Source organism: Rhodoferax saidenbachensis, assembly GCF_031457975.1.
In the GTDB taxonomy this organism is placed as follows: domain Bacteria; phylum Pseudomonadota; class Gammaproteobacteria; order Burkholderiales; family Burkholderiaceae_C; genus Allorhodoferax; species Allorhodoferax saidenbachensis_A.
Window position 1 is genome coordinate 351,070 of record NZ_JAVDXO010000002.1, and the last position, 21,433, is coordinate 372,502.

At 62.9% G+C, this 21,433-nt stretch carries 21 protein-coding genes; 7 read left to right on the plus strand and 14 right to left on the minus strand.

The annotated features are described in order from the left end of the window. Window positions 1-22: 22 nt before the first annotated feature. Genes J2X15_RS05795 through J2X15_RS05815 form a run of 5 tightly spaced genes read right to left on the minus strand, consistent with a single transcriptional unit; the run spans window position 23 to window position 3,828 of the window. Entirely contained in the window at window positions 23-2,302 is a 2,280-nt protein-coding gene (locus J2X15_RS05795) for a methyl-accepting chemotaxis protein (RefSeq protein ID WP_310340214.1), read from the minus strand. 20 nt (window positions 2,303-2,322) lie between these two features. Beyond that, entirely contained in the window at window positions 2,323-2,853 is a 531-nt protein-coding gene (locus J2X15_RS05800; RefSeq protein ID WP_310340217.1) for a chemotaxis protein CheW, read from the minus strand. A 12-nt stretch (window positions 2,854-2,865) separates the two neighbouring features. Then, window positions 2,866-3,231 carry a response regulator gene (locus tag J2X15_RS05805; RefSeq protein WP_310340219.1) on the minus strand — a complete coding sequence of 122 codons (366 nt, stop codon included), beginning with the start codon at window positions 3,229-3,231 and terminating at the stop codon, window positions 2,866-2,868. After that, complete coding sequence (locus J2X15_RS05810) at window positions 3,231-3,629, minus strand: response regulator (RefSeq protein WP_310340220.1); 399 nt, start codon at window positions 3,627-3,629, stop codon at window positions 3,231-3,233. Before J2X15_RS05810 ends, J2X15_RS05805 begins: the two co-directional genes overlap by 1 nt. A gap of 25 nt (window positions 3,630-3,654) precedes the next feature. After that, the gene (locus tag J2X15_RS05815; RefSeq protein WP_310340221.1) at window positions 3,655-3,828 is read right to left on the minus strand and encodes a rubredoxin; all 174 of its coding nucleotides are present in this window, start codon (window positions 3,826-3,828) and stop codon (window positions 3,655-3,657) included. A 120-nt stretch (window positions 3,829-3,948) separates the two neighbouring features. Here J2X15_RS05815 and thiD point away from each other — a divergent pair, with 120 nt between their 5' ends. Together thiD and hemL are read left to right on the plus strand one after the other, a co-directional pair. After that, entirely contained in the window at window positions 3,949-4,860 is a 912-nt protein-coding gene (gene thiD, locus J2X15_RS05820; protein ID WP_310340224.1) for a bifunctional hydroxymethylpyrimidine kinase/phosphomethylpyrimidine kinase, read from the plus strand. Further along, the gene (hemL, locus tag J2X15_RS05825; RefSeq protein WP_310340226.1) at window positions 4,844-6,169 is read left to right on the plus strand and encodes a glutamate-1-semialdehyde 2,1-aminomutase; all 1,326 of its coding nucleotides are present in this window, start codon (window positions 4,844-4,846) and stop codon (window positions 6,167-6,169) included. The genes thiD and hemL overlap by 17 nt, the downstream gene beginning before the upstream one ends. A gap of 91 nt (window positions 6,170-6,260) precedes the next feature. On the opposite strand, the gene J2X15_RS05830 is transcribed toward hemL, so the two are convergent. The 5 genes from J2X15_RS05830 to dusB all read right to left on the minus strand — a co-directional run bounded on the left by J2X15_RS05830 (window position 6,261) and on the right by dusB (window position 10,877). Then, window positions 6,261-6,854 carry an SIS domain-containing protein gene (locus tag J2X15_RS05830; RefSeq protein WP_310340229.1) on the minus strand — a complete coding sequence of 198 codons (594 nt, stop codon included), beginning with the start codon at window positions 6,852-6,854 and terminating at the stop codon, window positions 6,261-6,263. 63 nt (window positions 6,855-6,917) lie between these two features. After that, entirely contained in the window at window positions 6,918-7,889 is a 972-nt protein-coding gene (locus J2X15_RS05835) for a Bug family tripartite tricarboxylate transporter substrate binding protein (RefSeq protein ID WP_310340232.1), read from the minus strand. 14 nt (window positions 7,890-7,903) lie between these two features. Then, the gene (gene purH / locus J2X15_RS05840; protein ID WP_310340235.1) at window positions 7,904-9,514 is read right to left on the minus strand and encodes a bifunctional phosphoribosylaminoimidazolecarboxamide formyltransferase/IMP cyclohydrolase; all 1,611 of its coding nucleotides are present in this window, start codon (window positions 9,512-9,514) and stop codon (window positions 7,904-7,906) included. A gap of 77 nt (window positions 9,515-9,591) precedes the next feature. Next, a complete protein-coding gene (locus J2X15_RS05845; RefSeq protein WP_310340237.1) occupies window positions 9,592-9,828 on the minus strand; it encodes a helix-turn-helix domain-containing protein in 237 nt (78 codons plus the stop codon). After that, window positions 9,825-10,877, minus strand: a complete 1,053-nt coding sequence (dusB, locus tag J2X15_RS05850) for a tRNA dihydrouridine synthase DusB (protein ID WP_310340239.1) — start codon at window positions 10,875-10,877, stop codon at window positions 9,825-9,827. Before dusB ends, J2X15_RS05845 begins: the two co-directional genes overlap by 4 nt. A 149-nt stretch (window positions 10,878-11,026) precedes the next feature. Here dusB and J2X15_RS05855 point away from each other — a divergent pair, with 149 nt between their 5' ends. Further along, window positions 11,027-11,500, plus strand: coding sequence for a YqaA family protein (locus J2X15_RS05855; RefSeq protein WP_310340244.1), 474 nt, complete (start codon window positions 11,027-11,029; stop codon window positions 11,498-11,500). Window positions 11,501-11,517: 17 nt separating this feature from the next. Here the strand turns inward: J2X15_RS05855 and J2X15_RS05860 are convergent, their stop codons facing one another. The 3 genes from J2X15_RS05860 to ychF form a co-directional block, all read right to left on the minus strand. Next, window positions 11,518-12,798 carry an HD-GYP domain-containing protein gene (locus J2X15_RS05860; RefSeq protein WP_310340246.1) on the minus strand — a complete coding sequence of 427 codons (1,281 nt, stop codon included), beginning with the start codon at window positions 12,796-12,798 and terminating at the stop codon, window positions 11,518-11,520. A 120-nt stretch (window positions 12,799-12,918) separates the two neighbouring features. Beyond that, window positions 12,919-13,815: a DMT family transporter gene (locus tag J2X15_RS05865; protein ID WP_310340248.1), complete on the minus strand. Its 897-nt coding sequence runs from the start codon at window positions 13,813-13,815 to the stop codon at window positions 12,919-12,921. A 20-nt stretch (window positions 13,816-13,835) separates the two neighbouring features. Continuing rightward, window positions 13,836-14,927, minus strand: coding sequence for a redox-regulated ATPase YchF (gene ychF / locus J2X15_RS05870; RefSeq protein WP_310340250.1), 1,092 nt, complete (start codon window positions 14,925-14,927; stop codon window positions 13,836-13,838). A gap of 31 nt (window positions 14,928-14,958) precedes the next feature. Here ychF and J2X15_RS05875 point away from each other — a divergent pair, with 31 nt between their 5' ends. Continuing rightward, the gene (locus J2X15_RS05875) at window positions 14,959-16,725 is read left to right on the plus strand and encodes a sensor domain-containing diguanylate cyclase (RefSeq protein ID WP_310340251.1); all 1,767 of its coding nucleotides are present in this window, start codon (window positions 14,959-14,961) and stop codon (window positions 16,723-16,725) included. Beyond that, the gene (locus J2X15_RS05880) at window positions 16,722-18,542 is read left to right on the plus strand and encodes a sensor domain-containing diguanylate cyclase (RefSeq protein WP_310340253.1); all 1,821 of its coding nucleotides are present in this window, start codon (window positions 16,722-16,724) and stop codon (window positions 18,540-18,542) included. The genes J2X15_RS05875 and J2X15_RS05880 overlap by 4 nt, the downstream gene beginning before the upstream one ends. On the opposite strand, the gene J2X15_RS05885 is transcribed toward J2X15_RS05880, so the two are convergent. Next, the gene (locus J2X15_RS05885) at window positions 18,527-19,402 is read right to left on the minus strand and encodes an MOSC domain-containing protein (protein WP_310340254.1); all 876 of its coding nucleotides are present in this window, start codon (window positions 19,400-19,402) and stop codon (window positions 18,527-18,529) included. The genes J2X15_RS05880 and J2X15_RS05885 overlap by 16 nt on opposite strands. Before the next feature lie 55 nt (window positions 19,403-19,457). Between J2X15_RS05885 and J2X15_RS05890 the strand changes: the two genes are divergently transcribed. Both J2X15_RS05890 and J2X15_RS05895 read left to right on the plus strand, forming a co-directional pair. Beyond that, window positions 19,458-20,582, plus strand: coding sequence for an FAD-dependent monooxygenase (locus J2X15_RS05890; protein ID WP_310340255.1), 1,125 nt, complete (start codon window positions 19,458-19,460; stop codon window positions 20,580-20,582). Between the two features lie 47 nt (window positions 20,583-20,629). Further along, complete coding sequence (locus J2X15_RS05895; protein WP_310340258.1) at window positions 20,630-21,361, plus strand: DsbC family protein; 732 nt, start codon at window positions 20,630-20,632, stop codon at window positions 21,359-21,361. Window positions 21,362-21,433: the final 72 nt, after the last annotated feature.

Consider the following 21,433-nt stretch of genomic DNA (forward strand, 5'->3'; position numbering starts at 1 on the left):
GGTGAATGCGAAGCATGGCCTATCAGGCGATCTTGAATCGGGACACCGATTGGCGCAGTTCTTCCGCCATGCGGGACAGTTCACGCACCTGGTTGGCTGTGGCGCGGGTACCTTCACCGGTTTGCTCAGTCACCGCAAAAATGTGCTGGATGTTGTCGGCCACCACGTTGGCCAGACCGGCCTCGCGGGATGCGGAGTTGGAAATCTGCTCAATCAGATCCGCCACGCGGCGTGACACACGGTCAATTTCGGTCAGCGCCGTACCCGCGTTGTCGGACAGCTTGGCTCCTTCCACCACACCCTGGGTGGAACGTTCCATAGCGCCAATGGCATCCTGTGTGTCGGTCTGAATCGCCTTCACCAGCGCTGCAATCTGGCGCGTCGCATCGGCAGAACGTTCAGCCAGACGCTGCACTTCTTCCGCCACCACCGAGAAGCCGCGACCGGCTTCACCGGCGGACGCGGCCTGAATGGCAGCGTTCAAGGCCAGCACGTTGGTTTGTTCGGTAATGTCCGAGATCAGCTCGGTAATTTCACCAATTTCTTGGGAAGACTCACCCAGGCGTTTGATGCGCTTGGAAGTTTCCTGGATCTGGTCGCGGATGGAGTTCATACCGCCGATGGCGTTTTGCACGGCTTGCAGACCAGACTCGGCAGCTTGCAGCGATTGGCGCGCCACCGCGGCAGACTCTTGCGCCTGGGCGGATACCTCGTTGATTCGACCCGCCATGTCCACTACAGATTTACCGGTTTCACGAATCTCGTGCAGTTGTTCGTTAGAGGCTGCCAGCAGCTCGGTGGACGTGGCATCCACATCGGCCGTCGTCTGCGCAACCCGTGCCGCCGTGTTTTGCACGTTGGATACCAGCGAACGCAGTTCTTCCACCGTGTAGTTCACCGAGTCGGCAATAGCGCCGGTAATGTCTTCGGTCACCGTGGCTTCCTGGGTCAAATCGCCTTCAGCCACAGTTTGCAGTTCGTTCATCAGTCGCAAAATGGCGGCCTGGTTGGCGTCGTTCACGCGCTTGGCTTCCTGCTCCTGATGCTCAGCCTCCACACGCTGACCTTCGGCCATCACCTGGCGTTTTCGGCTGTCCAGCAACTGCACACGGGCTAGACCACCAGCGCACAACAGCGCAAAGGCCGCAGCAGCCACCATGATGGCAAAAGAAGCACCGCCGATACCGGCTTGACCAGACAGCTTGGCCTGCAGCTCTTCCAGGTTACGACGCAGCGGTTCGCTGTCCGCAATGATGGCACCCTGCGCTTCACGCGCAGACACCAGACCCTGCAAGTTGCCCAAAATGGCACCGGCTTGCACACGGGTTTCTTCGTACATCTTGATCAGCGCTTCCAACTGTTCGCGGGTGGCGGGGTCCTTAGTGGCAGTCAGGCGCAACTCGGTGCTGCCAGATAGCAGAGCTTCGGAGATTTCCTTGAAGGTATTCAAATCTTTACCCAGCAAGAACACAGCCTCAGGGCTCACGCCCTCAGCGGTCAAGAACTCGTTGGACGACTTGCCAATGCGCTGGGTCAACATCACCAACTGACCAACAGCAGAAATTTCCACCGCTGGCGCGTTTTGTTGCAGCTTCAGGGAGGCCACGGTTTCGGCAATTTCCAACAAGTCAGACGACTGGCGGTTAATCAAGCGCAGCGCTGACCCAATCTGGGTCAGCATCTTCTGTTGGCCCATCACAGCCTTGGCATTCTTTTCAGCACGCTCAACCAGCGGCGCAACTTTATTCAGCTCAGGCGCGTAATTTTCGTCCAGCGCATTGATGCGCATTTCGTCGTCACCGGCCTGCAAGCCTTTGACCGATTTGCCCAAAATGCCCGCGCTTTCCGACACGTCAGGAAACGCCTGCGCACTCCCCACCACGGCCTGGGAAACCGACTTCGCCAGGCGTTGCGACTGCATCAGCGATTGACCAGTCGCCCCTAGCTGTTGAGCCACGCGCTCAGATTGCCCCAGCACAACGAACACCACCACCCCGAGCACAACCAGCGCGACACCCAGCAAGATGGACAAAGTGCGCTGGTGTTGCCCCACAGTGCGCCGGCCCAATACAGGAATGGATACCAAGTCAGCCTCGTCCACCTGCGGTTCTGCAAGCACGTCTTTCGCAGGCTCAGCCGGCGTGGCTTGCAGTGGCGAGTTTTGCGATGGCGACTCTTGCAAGGTTTCGTTGCCCCCGCTGTCCACTGTGGCGTCCGGCATAGCCAAACTCAGACGCGAATCCAGTTCGGACTCTGGCGGCTTTTTGGAAAACAGGTTTTTTAATTGATCGACAACAGACATGATGGGACCTTACGGGTGAACTAAGCGCTGATGCTCAAAAACTGGGGACTGAGGGACAGAGTACGCAAATTGATTTCTTGCCAATGCTCGCCGGCCGAATCGACAAACTGGTTGCCAAAAAACGGTGGGGCATCAGCTTCGGGCGGTTTGGAAGCCGTGAATGCGTCCGGGCCACGCAGCCCCGCCAACACATCGACCTGCAAGGCGCAATTGACTTCCAGTGCGGCGTTCATCGTGACCACGCTGGGCTCGGCCACCGCTGGCTCCAGGCGCTTGGCAGCACCACAGGCCGTCACAAACGCAGCCAAATCCACCACACCGAACAGGCCGCCACGGATGTTGAGCACCCCGCGAAACCAGTCCAGTGCATAGGGCACCGGTTGCAAATGGCTTACGGGGACGATTTCACCCGATTGACCCAGTGGGAATAGGTAGTTGTTGCCCCCCGCCCGCACCGCAAGCCAGGCCACAGACATGCCCTCGGAACGGGCCGCTTGCAAGCGGCTCGCCAAACGGGCTTGGAGTTCTCGAAGTGCTTCTCTGTTGGCCATGGAGCGAGCGAATCAGTCCAGAGCCTTGATTTTGGCGAACAGCTCAGCGGCATCCACCGGCTTGGTGATGTAGTCCTTGGCGCCCTGGCGCATGCCCCATACCCGGTCTGTCTCCAAGCTCTTGCTGGTGCAGATGATGATGGGGATCTCGGAATATTCGGGTGTACGGTTGATGGCACGGGTGAGCTGGAAGCCGTTTTGGCCCGGCATCACCACATCCATGAGAATCAGGTGGGGCTTGTCTTCGGCCAGGCGCTTGAAGGCCTCATCGGCGTTCTCGGCAGAGCGCACAGTGAAACCGTTTTTCTGCAGCAGTTCGGTCAAAAACATCAACTCGGTTTTCGAGTCGTCCACGATCAGTACTTTAGTTATTGCCATCAAATAGCTCCTTGCAATACGGCCCCAAACTGCTGCACAGCCTGCAGCAATTGGTCTTTGGTAAAGGGTTTTGTCAAATAGTCCTGCGCGCCGACCATGCGACCACGCGCCTTGTCAAACACCCCGTCCTTGGAGGACAGCATCACCACCGGAACCCCAGAAAACTTGGCGTTGCGTTTGATGATGGCGCAGGTCTGGTAACCGTCCAGACGCGGCATCAGGATGTCGCAAAAAATCAAGTGCGGCTGGTAGTCGTTGACTTTGGCCAGCGCGTCAAAACCGTCTTCAGCCAGCATCACTTCGTGTCCACCTTGCTTGAGAAAAATCTCTGCACTGCGCCGAATGGTGTTGCTGTCGTCAATAACCAGAACTTTGAAAGTGGGTGCTGTCGTGCTCAAGGGGCGTTGCTCCAGTACTAGTGCATCAAATCTGCACCATTTCAAAATCTTCCTTGCGCGCGCCGCACTCGGGGCAAGTCCAGTTCATGGGCACATCGGCCCACAGGGTTCCTGCTGCAATTCCGTGGTCGGGCGCGCCGGCGGCCTCGTCATAGATCCAACCGCAAATCAAGCACATCCAAGTTTTAGTATCGGTCACAGCTTATAGGGCCTTCAAATAGAATGCAACGATTGTATAGAGCAGCTATTGTCAAAAAGCACGCCGCCCGCTGAAAGATCGCCATTCTGCATGAAGACAAACCCCAACACAGGCCTCTAGATGTCGGCAACCCCCGCCCCCGCTCCTGAAGAAGAAATCGACGACGACGGCCCGTCCGCCTGCGTCATGGCGTTCAACGCCAACGACCCCAGCGGGGGCAGTGGCACCGCCGCCGACCTGAGCGCGATCGCCTCGGTCGGTGCCCACGGATTGCCGGTGGTGACCGGGGCCTATGCCCGCGATACCTCGGAGATCGTGGACCATTTCCCCTTTGACGACGAGGCCGTGAGCGAGCAGGCGCGCGTCATCCTGGAAGATGTTCCGGCCCAGACGTTCAAGGTCGGTTTTGTCGGTACGCCGGAGAATCTGAGCGCGATCGCCGAACTGGCTTCTGACTACGCCGACGTGCCCTTGGTGGCCTACATGCCCGACCTGTCTTGGTGGCAGGAAGACCAGATTGACCTGTACCAGGATGCCTGTACCGAGCTGCTGCTGCCGCAAACCACGGTGTTGGTTGGAAACCACAGCACCCTGTCCCGCTGGCTGCTGCCGGACTGGAGTTCGGACAAAAGCCCGACCGCACGCGACATCGCCAAGGCCGCCAATGCCTTCGGTGTGCCCTACACCCTGGTGACCGGCATCCCCCTGCCCGACCAGTTCATCGACAACGTGCTGTGCTCGCCCACAGCGGTGCTGTGCAGTGAGAAATTTGAGCGCTTTGAGGCCGTGTTCACCGGCGCGGGCGACACCCTGTCGGCCGCCCTGGCCGCACTGATCGCCAGCGGCACCGAACTGACCGAAGCCGTGACCGAAGCGCTGAGCTACCTGGACCGCTGCCTGGAAAGCGGCTTTCGCCCCGGCATGGGCCAGGTCATCCCCGATCGCCTGTTCTGGGCCCACCCCGACGCCGAGGGCGAAGACGCCCCCGAAGAAACCGACTTTGAAGTTCCTCCCCATGCCACCCGCCACTAATACCGACACCACCGATCGCAACCAGCAACTCTTTGACCGTGCCAAGCGCGTCATTCCCGGTGGCGTGAACTCCCCCGTGCGCGCCTTCAAGGCCGTGGGTGGCACGCCGCGCTTTGTGCAGCGCGCCCAAGGCGCCTACTTCTGGGACGCCAATGGCAAACGCCATATTGATTACATCGGATCCTGGGGCCCCATGATCCTGGGCCACGGCCACCCCGCGGTACTGGAAGCGGTGCAAAAAGCCGCCCTGGACGGCTTTTCCTTCGGCGCCCCCACCGAGCGCGAAGTGGAGTTGGCTGAAGCGATTTTGGAACGCGTACCCAGTATGGACATGGTGCGCCTGGTCAGCAGCGGCACGGAAGCCGGCATGAGCGCCATCCGTCTGGCCCGTGGCGCCACCGGCCGCAGCAAGATTTTGAAGTTTGAAGGCTGCTACCACGGCCATGCCGATGCGCTCTTGGTAAAGGCTGGCTCGGGCCTGGCCACCTTTGGCAACCCCACCAGCGCCGGTGTGCCGCCCGAGGTGGTGCAGCACACGCTGGTGCTGGAGTACAACAACATCCTGCAACTGGAAGAAGCCTTTTCGCTGCACGGCAAGGAACTCGCATGTCTCATGATCGAGCCGATTGCCGGCAACATGAACTTTGTGCGGGCCAGCGTGCCCTTCATGAAGCGCTGCCGCGAGTTGTGCACGCAATACGGTGCGCTGTTTGTGTTTGACGAGGTGATGACCGGCCTGCGTGTGGCCTTTGGCAGCGCCCAAAGCGTGTACGCCCGCAGCATTCCCGGTTTCGAGCCCGACATGACAGTGTTGGGCAAAGTGATTGGCGGCGGCATGCCGCTGGCAGCCTTTGGCGGCAAGCGCGCGGTCATGGAGCAGCTCGCACCGCTGGGCCCGGTCTACCAGGCCGGCACCCTGTCTGGTAACCCCGTGGCCACTGCGTGCGGCTTGGCCACCTTGAAAGAAATCGGTAAACCCGGCTTCTACGAAGACTTGGGCCGCAAGACCCAGCTGTTGATCAGCGGCCTGCAAGCCGAGGCTGACAAGGCCGGCGTGGATTTCTGTGGTGACAGCGAAGGCGGCATGTTCGGCTTCTTCCTGTTCAAGGAGCTGCCGCAGAACTACGCCAAGGTGATGACCACCGACAACGCCCGTTTCAACACCCTGTTCCACGGCCTGCTGGACCGCGGCGTCTACATCGCCCCGGCGCTGTACGAGGCCGGCTTCATGAGCGCGGCGCACACCGACGTCGACATTGCAGAGACCGTGGCTGCGGCCAGCGAGGTGTTCAAATTGCTATCAAAATAGAAGCTGCTGGCGCATGTTTCACGGGGGCTAGAGGCCAATTTGGCATCTAGCCCTTGTTTCTTTGGGCGCCCGCTTCGTCCGCCCGCAAGCCTCACTCGCCGATGTAGTTCTCAGGGAAGAAGTGGCGTTCGATGAGCTCGATCAGGATGTGCAGCACCTTGATGTGCAACTCCTGCACGCGATCGGCGTAGGTACCGCCGGGCGTGCACACATAGACGTCACTCAGGGGCTCCAGCTTTTCGCTGCGTTTGCCGCTGAGGATGATGACCTTCATGCCCAGCGCCTTGGCAGCCTCTGCGGCCTTGATCACATTCTTGCTGGTGCCGCTGGTGCTCAGGGCCACCAGGCAATCGCCAGGCCGGCCATGGCCTTCGATGTAGCGGGCAAACACCTGGTCATAGCCGTGGTCGTTGCCCACACAGGTCAGGTGTCCTGCGTCGCTGATGGCTGTAGCGCCCAAGGCCTTGCGGTCCTTGCGATAGCGGCCAGTCAGCTCTTCGGCAAAGTGCATGGCGTCACACATGGAGCCGCCGTTGCCGCAGGAATACACACGGCCCTTCTTCTCGAAGGTGGCAATCAGCAGCTGCGCGGCCTGCTCCACGGACGCCAACGCAGCCGGGTTGGCCAGCAAAGCCGCCAGTGCGGAGGAAGCCTCTTGCAGGCTCGATTCAATATGGTGTTTCATGCAGCGATTATTCCCGGTCGCGCCGAAACCGTACGGTAACCACGGGTTTGGCCGTCAGACGCGTCAATCCACCCGCGCGCCGGTGGCCTTGACCACCTTCTCGTACTTGGCGCGTTCGGCCTTCATCAAAGCATCAAAGGCTGCGGGTGTGGTGGGCGTGGGTTCGGCCAGCAGGGTGGCGAAACGGGTCTTGGTTTCAGGCGCCTGCAGGGCCGCCACAAAAGCCTGGTTCAGCTGCGCAATGCGCTCCTTGGGCGTGGCGACCGGGGCCACCAGCCCCCACCAGGTGTCGATGCCAAAGCCCTTGAGCGTTTCCGACATTGCGGGCACATCGGGCAAAGCGCTGCTGCGGGTCAGTGACGTCACAGCCAGGGCCTTGAGCTTGCCCGAGCGGATGTTGGGTGCGGCATTGGCCAGGTTGTCGAGGTTGAAGTCCACCTGACCGCTGAGTAACGCCATCTGCGCCGGGTTGCCGCCGTTGTAGGGAATGTGCAGCGCAAAGATGCCTGCTTCCTTCTTGAACATCTCGCCCGCCAAGTGGCCAGCACTGCCATTGCCACCGCTGCCGTAGTTCAGCTTGGCGGGGTTGGCCTTGGCATAGGCAATGAGGTCGGCCAAGGAGTTGATATGCAGGCGCTGTGCCGCCTCCGCGTTCATCACCAGCACATTGGGCACGCGCACCATCTGCGTGATAGCCGCAAAGTCGGTGGCGGCGTTGTAGGGCATCTTGGCGAAGAGCCAGGGGTTCACCGCATGCGTAGCCGTGGCCGCAATGCCAATGGTGTAGCCATCGGGCACGGCCTTGGCAATCGCGTCCGCGCCGATATTGCCACCGGCACCAGGGCGGTTGTCCACCACCACCGTACCCAGGCTGTCTTTCACCCGCTCGGCCAGCACGCGGGCCGTGATGTCCAGCGGGCCGCCAGGCGCATAGGGCACGATCAGGCGGATGGGTTTGTCAGAGGCTTGCGCCCACACGGCAGACACCGCCAGCAGTAGCGAAGCACCGGCCAGAACACGTTGGAACGACAGCATGGATGGCCTTCTGCTTAGTGGCGGAAGTGGCGCACGCCGCTGAACACCATGGACACACCGTGCTCGTTGGCCGCGTCGATGACTTCCTGGTCGCGCATGGAGCCGCCGGGCTGGATGACGCAGGTGGCGCCTTGGTCCACCACCACGTCCAGACCGTCACGGAAGGGGAAGAACGCATCACTGGCCACCACGGTGCCAGCCAAAGACAGATTGGCGTGACCGGCCTTGATGGACGCGATACGTGCCGAGTCCAGGCGGCTCATCTGGCCGGCGCCCACGCCCATGGTCATGCCGCCCTTGCAGAAGACGATGGCGTTGGACTTAACGTATTTGGCTACGGTCCAGGCGAACAGCAGGTCGTTCAGCTCTTCGGCAGTCGGTTGCTTGGTGGTGACTACTTTCAGGTCGCTCAACGCCAGCTCGTGGTTGTCAGCCGTTTGCAGCAGGATGCCGGACCCGATGCGCTTCATGTCCATGAGGTTACGGCCCTGGTCCCATGCAGTACTGCCACCTTTGGGCAAATCAATTTGCAGGATGCGCACGTTCACCTTACTCTTGAAGACTTCTAGCGCGGCAGGTGTGAAGCTGGGCGCCATCAACACTTCCACAAACTGCTTGGAAATCTGCTGCGCACCGGCTTCGTCTAGCTCGCAATTCAAGGCGATGATGCCGCCGAAGGCCGAAGTCGGGTCAGTCTGGAAGGCCTTGCTGTAGGCCTCCAGCGCGTGGGCACCGACGGCCACACCACAGGGGTTGGCATGCTTGACGATCACACAGGCCGGGGTGGTGAAACTCTTCACGCATTCCCAGGCTGCATCGGCATCGGCGATGTTGTTGTAGCTGAGTTCCTTGCCCTGCAATTGCTTGGCGGTGACCAGCGAGCCGGGCGCGGGGTACAGGTCGCGGTACAGCGCGGCTTGCTGGTGGCTGTTTTCGCCATAGCGCAGGTCTTGCACCTTGACGAAGCGGCCGTTGCTCTGGCCGGGGAATAGGTCCAGTGTAGGCGCCTTGTCGCCCGCAGGCACATCGTCACCCATAGCAATCGCCGACAGGTAGTCGCTGATGGCACCGTCGTACTGGCTGATGCGGTTGAACGCAGCGATGGACAGGCCCAGCTTGGTCTTGTCGCTCACCTTGCCGTTGGCCTTCAATTCAGCGATCACGGTGGTGTACTGGGCCGCGTCGGTCAGTACCGCCACGTCCTTCCAGTTTTTGGCGGCGCTGCGCACCATGGCGGGTCCGCCGATGTCGATGTTCTCGATCGCGTCTTCTAGCGTGCAGCCGACCTTGGCCACGGTGGATTCAAACGGGTAGAGATTCACGACCAGGAAGTCGATGGTGTTGATCTGGTGCTCAGCCAGCGCCGCCATGTGCGTCGGGAAATCGCGGCGTGCCAACAGACCGCCGTGCACGCGCGGGTGCAGGGTCTTCACACGCCCGTCCAGCATTTCGGGGAAGCCCGTCATCTCGGCCACCTCGGTCACGGGCAGGCCCTTCTCGGCCAGCAGCTTGGCCGTGCCACCGGTGGACAGCAGCTTGACGCCCTGGGCGTGCAAGGCCTGGGCGAGTTCAACGATGCCGGTTTTGTCCGAGACGGACAGCAGTGCGGTTTGGGGTGCGTTCATAGTGCGGGAGTGAAGTAAAACCAAAAATCAAAAGGCCCGCACCACCGCCCATGGCGGCCATGCCGGGCAGCGGGGTGTCAGGGAACCAGCTTGTGTTCCAGCAGTTTCTTGCGCAGGGTGTTGCGGTTCAGGCCCAGCCACTGGGCAGCTTTGGACTGGTTGTGGTCGGCCTGGGCCATCACCACTTCCAGCAGGGGCCGCTCCACCGCACGCACCAGCATGTCGTACATGCCATCGGGCTCTGTGCCACCCAGGTCTGCGAAATATCCTTCCAGGCTCGCGCGAACGCACTCCTCGATGTGCTTCTTGCTCATGCTGCCATTTCCATCATGTCATGTCCCCTTGCCAGACTGGACACTTGCCCCCGGCTCGGGATGCGGTCCATGTTTTCATTCAAACCATCCAAATACTGTTCCACCGCGGCCACCTGCGCCCCGCTGTCTTCCAGCAAGTTCATCTGGCGGCGGAAATCCTCGCCTCCGGGCAGCTCACGCAGGTACCAACCAATGTGCTTGCGTGCCGAACGCACGCCGATGAACTCGTCGTACAGGCTGTAGTGGTCATGCAGATGCTCCACCAACAGCCGTTTGACTTCGCTCACCAGCGGTGGTGCAAGGTGCGTGCCAGTGGCCAGAAAGTGCGCCACCTCGCGAAAGATCCAGGGGTAGCCTTGGGCCGCGCGGCCAATCATGATGGCGTCGGCGCCCGTGGCTTGCAGCACGTCACGCGCTTTCTCGGGCGTGGTGATGTCGCCATTGGCCACCACAGGAATCTTCAGAGCGGCCTTGACGGCGGCAATCGTGTCGTACTCGGCCGCACCCTTGTAGCCCTGCTCGCGCGTGCGGCCATGCACGGTGACCATCTGCACGCCCACAGCCTCGGCGGCGCGCGCTAGCACCACGGCATTCTTCTCGGCCTGGCACCAGCCGGTGCGCATCTTCAACGTGACCGGCACGTTACGTGGGGCACAGGCATCCACCACGGCCTGCACGATCTCCATGGCCAACTGCTCGTCCTGCATCAGCGCAGAGCCGGCCCACTTGTTGCACACCTTCTTGGCGGGGCAGCCCATGTTGATGTCGATGATCTGCGCGCCGCGGTCGATGTTGTAGCGCGCTGCGTCGGCCATCATCTGCGCCTCGGTACCGGCAATCTGCACTGCAATGGGGCCGGGCTCACCGTCGTGGTTGGCGCGGCGCGAGGTCTTGAGCGTGTCCCACAGATCGCGGCGCGAGGTCACCATTTCGCTCACCGCATAGCCCGCACCCAGCCGCTTGCACAGCTGGCGAAATGGGCGATCTGTCACCCCCGCCATGGGCGCGACAAAGAGGTGATTCGCCAGAGCGAACGGGCCAATGTGCATGGACGACAACTGAAACGGGAGTGGCTATAAAAGACAAGGGCCCCAAGACGTTGGGGCCTGGGCGCAATTCTAACTGCTCAAAATTTCAGCAATTGAAATTTGCCTGCTGCAGCGCAACGAAACCCCACCCTGCCTATACTGCGCTCGCCATGGACACTTGGATACCCACCCTTCTGCACCTGCTTGCACTGCCCGAGTACAGCCTGTCCACAGTGTTTGTGGTGTCCTTTGTGTCCGCCACGCTGTTGCCCATGGGCTCCGAGCCGTTGGTGCTGGGCCTGGTGGAGCTGAACCCCGCGTTGTTCTGGCCTGTGATCGGCGTGGCCACGGTGGGCAACACCCTGGGTGGTGCGGTGAGCTGGTGGATGGGGTTTGGGGCGCACCGCGTGGTAGACAAATACGGCCATTCGGCCCACCACCTGCGGGCACTGGATTGGTTGCGCCGCTTGGGGCCCAAGGCCTGCCTGCTGGCCTGGCTGCCGCTGGTGGGAGACCCACTGTGCGCGGTAGCGGGTTGGCTCAAGCTGCCGTTCTGGCCCTGTGTGGCCTACATGGCCGTGGGCAAGTTGGCCCGCTATGTGCTGATGACCGCCGCACTCACCGGCCTGTTGCGCCTGTGGTGACACCGCAGGGCTAGAGGCTAAAGCTTGGCCACCAGCGCGTCTGCGCGATCCAGCCAGGTTTGCAGGGGTGCCGGGTAAGCGGGCTCGTCTCCCAAGCGCCAGCGCCGCTTGGTTTGCCTTGTCAGGGCACGCAGTTGCCAGAGCGCCTCCTGCGCCAACAGGCTGAGTTCCAGGCGCAGGGCCTCGTCCAGGGTTTCGCCTCCCAGTTGGGTCAGCTGCAGATCGGCCACGCCCACCGTGGCCAGCGTGCGGCGCAACTGGCTGGCCTGCACCAAAACCGCCGCCATGCCCTCACGCCGCGCATCGCTGAGCGGCAACTCTTGCAGCGCCGCGGCGGGCCAGTCCGACACCGTGGCATTGATTTCCTGCAACCGGCCGACCGGATCGTCCAGCAACTCCAGCCCTTCCCCCGTGAGCTCGCTCTGCGGCCGCAGGTGCTGCTGCACCCGCGCCACGAGGGCCGCGTCATAGCGGTGTTTGTTCATGCGCAGTTGTACCCACAGCCGCATCTCGGGCGCATCGCGCCCGGACTCCAGCATGGAGGTCACCAACTCGCCCAGCGACAGGATGCGACCCAGTGGGCCAATCGCGTCGCCCTGCAAATTGCGCGGGTAACCCGAACCATCCAGAAATTCGTGGTGTTCCTTCACCGCCCGCAGCAGCTCGCGCGGGTACTCGTGGTGGCGCTCAATCAACACGGTAGAGACCAGCGGATGCGAATAGAGTTGGCGGCGTTGCAGGCTGGTGATCTCGTCCTCTGGTTGGAGCAAACGGGGATCCAAGTGCAACATGCCAATGTCATGCAACAGCCCTGCGGCAGCGGCCATTCCCAGGTCATAGCGCGACACCACCGGCGTCAGGCTCAGCCAGGCCGCAAACAGCGCCATCTGCACCGAATGGCGAAACAGCGCAGGGCGCACCTCATTGGCCAGCAGCAACTGAAAGGCCATGGGCTCGGGCAGGGTCAACTTGTCCAGGCTGTCCAGCAGCAGGCTGCGGTGCTTGGGGTCCGCGCCGATGCGCTCGAAGAAAGGCACCTCGCGCATGGCCTGCTCGGCATGCTCGCGCAAGACCGGGCCCGTAATCATGGGGACGCTTCTGACGGATTGCTCGATGGGAATGGGCAACTTGTGGGCAATCAGCCGGTCATAGAGCGTGGCGTTGACCGCCACCCCTTTTTCCAGAATCTTGACGCCGCGGTCGTTGAAGATCGCCTCGGTGGTCACCACGGGGCGTTTTTCGCCCAGCTCGGTTACGGCCTTGGTGAAATAGTCAGGGTTGACGTCTGTTGCATTCATACAGTGGGGGACATCAGAGTCTGAGAGCGGCGAGATAGCCGCTCCGTCTCGCATTCTAGTGCGAGGGGTACACGAATTTCGCTATTATTTCAGGAGCAGCTGGCGCAATACTTACGGGGGCTAGCGCACTAAAACGAGTGCAGTCCCGAGGACGGTACAAGCTGCGCCCCACCAGGCACCGCGCGCCGGCGCGCGGCCCAGATGCCACCATAGCAATGGCAGCACCAGCACGGGCGAGACGGACGATAGGATGCCCACCATGCCCACGTCGCCATAGCGCAGCGCCAGCAGGATCAGGCTCATGCCCAGCCCCATACCGATCATGCCGCTCAGCGACACCCAGGCCAGCACACGGGCGGAGAGTGCGTTCTGCGTGCGCGCCACACCCACGCCAGCCCAGAGCAGCACCAGGTGCGCCACGCAAGTCGCGCCCACACGCACCACGGTCGCCGCCACCGGGTCCACGCCCGCTGCCATGATGGGTTTGGCAATCAGCGAGCCCATCGCCTGGCACAGCGCGGCCAGCAGGCCCAGTGCCACACCCAAGGGCCAATGGCCGCGCGTGACTTCCAGCGCATGTGATTCATTTTTGTGCGCGCCCAACGCAACGGCCATCATCACACCGCCCACCACCAGTGCACCACCCAGCAGGGCTTGTGCACCCATGCGTTCGCCCAATACCCCAAACCCCAACAAGGCACTGAAACAGGCGTGGGTGGCAAACAGCACGCCAGTGCGGCGCGGCCCCAGCCGGTTCATGGAGGCGAACAGCGCGGTGTCACCCACAAAAATGCCGATCAGGCCGCTGAACGCCAGCACGCCGAAGGAGGCCCAGGACAGGGTATGCCAGCCTCCGCTGAACACCACCACCGGCAGCAGCATGAGGAACACGAGCCCCATGCGCCAGCGCGTAAATGCAAACGCGCCCAGATGGCGCGCTTGCGGGGCCGAGAGCAGCCCGGTGACGGCCCAGCAGGCCGCGGCCCCCAGGGCCAGCCAGTCGTACGACAGGGTCACGGTGTGGTGAAAAGCAGGGCCTAGGAGCTGAACAGGAAGTTCATCACGTCGCCATCCTTGACGACGTATTCCTTGCCTTCGGCGCGCATCTTGCCCGCGTCCTTGGCGCCCTGCTCGCCCTTGTGGGCGATGAAGTCGTCAAACGCGATGGTCTGGGCGCGGATGTAGCCCTTCTCGAAATCGGTGTGGATCACGCCGGCCGCCTGCGGACCGGTATCGCCCACATGGATGGTCCAGGCGCGCACTTCCTTCACGCCGGCGGTGAAGTAGGTTTGCAGACCCAGCAGCGTATAAGCCGAGCGGATCAGGCGGTTCAGGCCGGGTTCAGATTGGCCCAACTCTTGCAAAAACTCGAGCCGATCGGCATCTTCCATTTCCGACAGCTCGGCTTCGATCTTGGCGCAGATGGCCACCACGGGCGCGTTCTGCTTGGCGGCAAAGGCTTTCAGGCGGTCGAGAAATGGGTTGTTCTCGAAGCCGTCTTCCGACACGTTGGCCACAAACATGGCAGGCTTGGCGGTGATCAGGAAGAATTGCTTCAAGAGCGGCTGCTCTTCCTTGCTGAAGTCCAGCGTGCGCACGGGCTTGGCCTCGTTCAGCGCGGCCTGGCATTTCTCCAGAATCGCCACCAGCTTGATGGATTCCTTGTCACCGGAGCGCGCCAGCTTGGTCACGCGGTGCAGGGCTTTTTCCACCGCGCCCAAGTCGGCCAGACACAGCTCCGTCTGGATCACTTCGATGTCGGCGATCGGATCCACCTTACCGGCCACGTGGATCACGTTGTCGTCTTCAAAGCAACGCACCACGTTGATGGTGGCGTCGGTCTCGCGGATGTGGGCCAGGAACTTGTTGCCCAGGCCTTCGCCGGTGCTGGCACCGGCCACCAGGCCAGCAATGTCCACAAACTCCACGATCGCCGGCACGATGCGCTCGGGCTTGACGATGTCAGAGAGCTGTTGCAGCCGCGGATCGGGTACTTCCACCACCCCCACATTGGGCTCAATGGTGCAAAACGGATAGTTTTCTGCAGCAATGCCCGCCTTGGTCAGGGCGTTGAACAGGGTACTTTTCCCCACATTGGGCAGGCCTACAATGCCACACTTCAAACTCATAACAAACCTCTAAAAACTGGGTGCCAAGTGTATGCCATACCTGCTTTCGCGCCCGTTGCTGGCCCTGGCACTATGGCTTGCCGCCACTCTGACACCGGGTTGGGCCGCCGCTGCAGCTGGCATTGACGCCCTGGTTTTGGGCAATGGCAACACCCAGTTCGAACTCGATGAGCCGGTGCCCACCTGGCTGGACAGCAACGAGCGCACCACGGTGCAAGAGGTCGCCAGCAATCCCAAAAACTTCGTCCCTACGCCTGCGCTGCAGCGCCATGCGCTGACCGCAAACAACCGCCTCTGGATTCACCTGCGCCTGGTGCGCGCGGCGGGCAACACCGAGCGCTGGGTCCTGAACATTCCGCTGCCCTTTGTGGACCAGGTGACGCTGTACCAGCGCCGTACCGATGGCAGTTGGGCAACCCAGTCTGCAGGCGACCAGTTGCCTCAATCCGCCTGGGCCAAGCGCGGTCTGTACCCCGAATTTGAGCTGGATCTGCCCAGCGGCGTGCCGCAAGACCTGTACCTGCAGGTGCGCAACTTCAAGCACCTGAGCATCCCGCTTCGGCTGGCCACCAGCCCGGAGCGCGAAGCCCAGCGCCTGCTGGAGGTCATCAGCCTGGGGCTGGTGCTAGGCACGCTGATCACCCTGGCAGCGCTGTCCATCATTCGCCACCTGGAGTACCGCAATCGCGTTGACATGACGGCCGCGCTGTACGGCCTGCTGATTGCAGCCTCGGTGGCGCAAATCAATGGTGTGCTCAACGCGCTGCTGTGGAGCAACACGACCACCTGGGCCGACTACGCCAACAGCGTGATGCCGGCCCTGGCCGTGGGTGCCTCGCTGCTGTTTGTGCGGCGGCTGTATGCGCTCTCTACCCACTTTCACCATTACGACAAAGCCCTGGGCTTTATCGCCTGGACCACCCTGGGTTCGGTGCTAACCTATGTGGTGCTGGACCGCCCGCTGGCCGACCAACTGGGCGCCGCGGTCCTGTTTGTGGCCACCACCGCCGGGCTGGGCGCCACCGTCCTGAGCTGGCGCAGCGGCTCGCAGATTGGCACCTGGCTGTTGTTGGCCTATGTGCCGCAGTTTCTGGTGCTGCTGCGTCTGGTGGCCGAGGCCTTTGGCCTGGCGCCCACCTTTTGGCAGTTGCGCTACCTGATGTCCATGGGCGTGGCGCTGTCGGTCCCTGCGCTGATCTATGCCCTGAGCCGCGCCACCCACGACCGCAAGGAATTGGCCCTGCGCGCCGAGCAACTACCCACGCAAGATGCGCTGACCGGCCTGCTGACCGAGCAGACCTTCCAGTCCCATCTGGGGGACGCCTACCAGCGGGCCGTGGACAACCGCGAGCCCACGGCGCTGGTGCTGGTGAGCGTGATCAACCTCGAGCACATTCGCGCCAGCAGGGGCAACCCGATTGCCGAACAGTGCCTGCTGCGCGCAGTGATCAAGCTGCACCGCATCCTGCGCGATGTGGACCCCGCCGCACGCATGGGTACCGACCGCTTTGCCATGCTGCTCGAAGGGGTGGCCAGCCGCCAGGCACTGACAGAACGCCTGGTCAAGCTGGTGGCCTCGGGCCTGGTGCCGCTGCAGGGCCTGCAGCCCGAGGTGACGCTGCAATTCCAGGCCGCCTGCGTGCTGCTGCATGACAACCCGGTGCCCGCCGACCGGGTAATGCAGGACCTCTCCAAAGTGTTGGCCAGCATCTCGCCACGCACGCGCCGCCCCATCCGTTTTCTGGAGCCGGTGCCCACACTGGCTGCCCCGCTAGGCGGCACGCCTGAAACCCCATGACCCCGCTCTCCTACGCCGCCCCCGCGCTGCGGGCCTTGCTGTTAACGACCCTGCTGGGGCTGCTGACCGCGGCACCCGCGCTGCACGCTGCGACCAACGCGGGAAGCGAGGGTGCAGTGCTGCTGCTCAACGGCTCCGACCCCACGCCGCAAGTGGGCGGCATGCTGGAAGTGCTGATGGAGGCCGAGCCCAGCGTGGGCATCAACGCTGTGGCCCGCAAGGCGCGCGGCAGCTTCTCGCCCTCCCTGGCGGACACCGTGTTTGCACTGAACGAAGGCAAGACCCTGTGGATACGCCTGCGCCTGCAGCGCGACAGCATAGCCACGCCCGACTGGACGTTGCACATCCCCCTACCCTACCTGGACCACGCCGCCCTGTACCAGCAGGACGGACGCGGCAACTGGGTCGCGCAGATCGCGGGTGACACCAACGCCGTAGAGCGCTGGACCCGTCCCTCGTTGTACCCGGACTTCAGCATCAACCTGAGCGAACCCGGCGTGCAGGAGCTGTTTTTGGAGGTCCGCAATTTCAAGCCCATCGCGCTGCCGCTGCTGCTGGCCACGGCCGCCGCGCGCGACCGCCAGCACGAGGTGGAATACGTGTGGCTGGGCATTCTCATGGGCGCCCTGCTGATGCTAATTGGCGTGTGCGGCATCCACTACCTGCAGGGCCGCAGCCGGGCCGAGGGCTGGTATACCGGCTATGCCACGCTGGTGCTGCTGGTGGTGAGCACCACCACGGGTCTGGCCGGCATGTGGCTGTGGCCCAGCTCCCCCATGTGGGCCAACTACGCACACATGGCACTGCCAATTTTGGGGGTGGGGGCCACGGTGCTGTTTGTGCGCCATATGTCGTCGCTGGACGTGGGCTTTCCGCGGCTGGCGCGCACACTGTATGCGTTTGGACTATCAGGGCTGCCGCTGTCGTTGCTGTGCGCAGCTATCGACCGGCGCGTGGCCGACCACTTGAATGCAGGGTATCTGGCAATTGGTCCCATCCTCGCGGTGACGGCCACTGCGTTGGCTTGGCGGCGTGGCTATGCGGTGGGTAAATGGCTGTTTTTGGCCTACCTGCCACAGGGCCTGTCCGTGCTGTTCATGGCGGCGCAGGTGCTGCACCTGGTACCCGCCTGGTGGGAGACTCGCTACGTGATGGTGATGTGCATTGCGCTGGCCGTGCCGCTGCTGCAACAGGCGCTGCAGACCCGTGCGCGCGAACGCCGCGAAGCACAGGACCGCGCCGAAGCCTTGCCTACCCAGGATGCGCTGACCGGCCTGCTGACCGCACCGCTGTTTTTGCAGCAGGTGGAAACCGCGCTGAACCGCGCCAAGCACGACCGCGAGCCCTCGGCCATCGTGTTGGTGGACGTGGTGAACTTCAAGTATCTGCGCGATTCGTACGGCGACGCGGTGGCTGAGCAGTGCCTGCTGCGCGCCGCCGTCAAGCTGCACCGTGTGCTGCGTGATGTGGACCCCGCGGGCCGTGTGGGCACCTCACGCTTTGGCATGGTGCTGGACGGCACGACCAGCCGCCAGGCGCTGACCGAGCGCATGGTGCGCCTGATTGCCTCGGGGCTGATTCCGCTGCCCGGCCTCAAGCCCGAAGTCACACTGCAGTTCCACGTGGCCTGCGTGTTGCTGACCGAACTGATCCCCGACAGCCAGCGCATCCTGAATGAACTGGGGGCGCTGCTGGAAGGTATTTCACCGCGCACACGCCGGCCCATCCGTTTTCTGGACCCGGCCATGACCTCACCCTCGCCACTGAGCAGCCAGATGGGCCCGGCCACCGAAATACCGACTCAGCCGAACGTGTAGCCGCCCTGCACCGCCTGGCCCACCCGCAGCACGGTGCCAGCACCCTGGGTAACGATGGCGTTCATGCCAAAGGTGATGGCGCCGCCCACCCGCGCGTCCTGGCGGTAGGCCTGCAGCGCATCGCCCACGCCCGGATGGCTTTGGGCTGTCACGGGGTCAATATTCGGGATTGGGCAGCGCGCGCAGGGCTTAACCAACTGCAGCCGGGCAGCCACATCACCATTTGCATCCAGACATTCCAGCGGTCCCCAATGGTCTTCGTCATGCGGGGGCAATCCTGCCAGCACCACATTCGGCCGAAAGCGCAGCATGCCCACGGCGGGATGGTCCATGGCGGCCAGCCGCGTGTTGAGCTCGTCCATGGAGCTGTCGGTGGTGACCAGCACCGGGTAGCCGTCGGCAAATTGCGTGCTGGCAGCCACGCCCTGGGTCCACTTGGTGCTGCAGGCGCGCTGCGCAGCCGGGTCAAAGCGCACCAGACGGTGTGCGGGCGCACCCAGAAACGTCTGCAGCCATTGGCCCACCGCGGGCCCCATGTCCAGTGCATCCACCGTGTCATCCCACACCTGCACACGAGTGGCGGAGCCGTCGGCATGCAGAGGCACGGACACGTCAGGCATGCCGGGCGCGTGCAACACCAGCGCGTCAACGCGCAGCTCGGGGCGTACCAGCGCCATGCGCGCACATTCGCGCTGGGTCACAAACAGGCCCTCTGCATCCACCACCATCCAGTGGCGGTCCCACTGCAGGCCGGTCTCCAGCAGCACAGCCTGGTCCACCGCCACGCCCGCAAAAGACTTCACGGGGTAAATCATCAGCTGGGCAATTTGCCCGCTCACATCGTTGGCGTCGTCGCTCATCGGGTTGTCCTTGTGGTTCAGCGCGCCATTGTGCACGGCCTCCTACAATGGCTGCATGGCCCAAACCTATGACATTTGTATCCGCGGCGCTGGCATTGTGGGGCGCACGCTGGCCCTGCATCTGGCGGCCAAGCGCCTGCGTGTGGCGTTGTGCGCCACTCCCAACTCAGCCAGTCCGTCCGCCTCTGATGTACGCGCCTACGCACTGAACCAGCCCGCCCGCGCCCTGTTGGAAGCCGTGCGCTGCTGGCCCGCCGAGTCCCAGGCCACGCCCGTGCAGCGCATGGAAGTGCATGGCGACGATGGCGCAACCGTGGTGTTTGACGCCGCCGACCAGGACGTGGCCGCACTGAACTGGATTGTCGATGTGCCCGCACTGGAAGCCCAACTGGCCGAGGCCGTGCGCTACCAGCCACTGATTGAGCTGGTAGACACACCAGCCCCCGCCACGCTAACCGTGGTGTGCGAAGGCCGCGCCAGCCGCACGCGCGAGGAACTGGGCGTGGATTTTTCCATCACGCCGTACAACCAAACGGCCATTGCCGCCCGTGTGGAATGTGCCCAGAGCCATGGCCAGGTGGCACGCCAGTGGTTTCACCAGGGCGAAATCCTCGCGTTGTTGCCGCTGAGTGGCCCGGGCGGGAACTTCTGCGCCGTGGTGTGGTCAGTCAGTGCTGAGCGCGCCCACACCTTGCAAGCCCTACCCGACATGGAATTTTCCGACACCCTGCACGCTGCCAGCCATGGCGCCTTGGGCAGCCTCACGTTGACCAGCCCGCGCCACACCTGGCCGCTGCAGCATGCGCTGGCCAGCCGCTGGAGCGGCAGCCATGCGAGTGGACCCTGGGTATTGGCCGGTGACGCCGCCCACAATGTGCACCCCCTGGCTGGCCAGGGCCTGAACCTGGGCCTGGGCGATGTGGCCGAGCTGGTGCGCGTGCTGGACGGCCGCCCCTACTGGCGCAGCGTGGCCGACCCCAAGCTGCTGCGCGCCTACGAGCGTGCCCGCAAGGCCGACTTCGCCCTGGTGGGTGGTGCCGGCGATGCGCTGCAGCAGTTGTTCGCCCACCCCCATGCTGCGGCCCAGGGGCTGCGCAACTGGGGCATGCACCAGTTCAACACCCTGGGGGCCGTCAAACACTGGGTGGCCCAGCGCGCCATGGGCACCCGCCCGCAATGACCCTGCAGCCCCATCACATTTACATTTCTTTTTTTGAGTACTTCTCCATGAAAAAACTCCTCTCCCTCCTCGCGCTGGCTCTGACCCTGGGGGGCCTGGGCAGCAGCGCGCTGGCCCAAGAGGCCGCGATTCGTGAGGCCATTGCCAAGCGCATTCCCCAGCTCAAGGACATTGACGAGGTGCGCAAGACCGATATTCCCGGCATCTACGAAATCCGCGTGAACGGCACCGAGGTCTATTACACCGACGCCAAGGGCGACTACCTGTTCCAGGGCAATCTGTTTGCCACCAAGGGCAAGGACCTGCGCAACCTGACCGAGGAACGCGTCAACAAGCTCACCGCGGTGAAGTTCGACAGCCTGCCGTTCAAGGACGCCTTCACCATCGTGCGCGGCAACGGCTCGCGCAAGATCGCCGTGTTCGAAGACCCCAACTGCGGCTACTGCAAACGCTTTGAGCGTGACCTGCAGAAGGTGGACAACGTAACCATCTACATGTTCCTCTACCCCATCCTGGGTGCGGACTCGGGCGAAAAATCCAAAGCCATCTGGTGCGCCAAGGACAAGGGCCTGGCCTGGCAAGACTGGATGCTGCGCGAACAGGCAGCAGCCCCCGCCGCCGCCATGTGTGACGTGGCCGCGCTGGGCCGCAACGTGGAATTTGGCAAGACCTACAAGATCCAAGGCACGCCCACGCTGATCTTCCAGGACGGTAGCCGCGTGCCCGGCGCCATTGACGCTGCCCAGGTCGAAAAGCACCTCGTCGGCACCAAAGGCTAACGTCGTTCCGGAGCATCGGGGCGGCAGCCCGCCCCTTTTTTCACTCCTGTTTTTATAGCTGCTCGCGCAGTA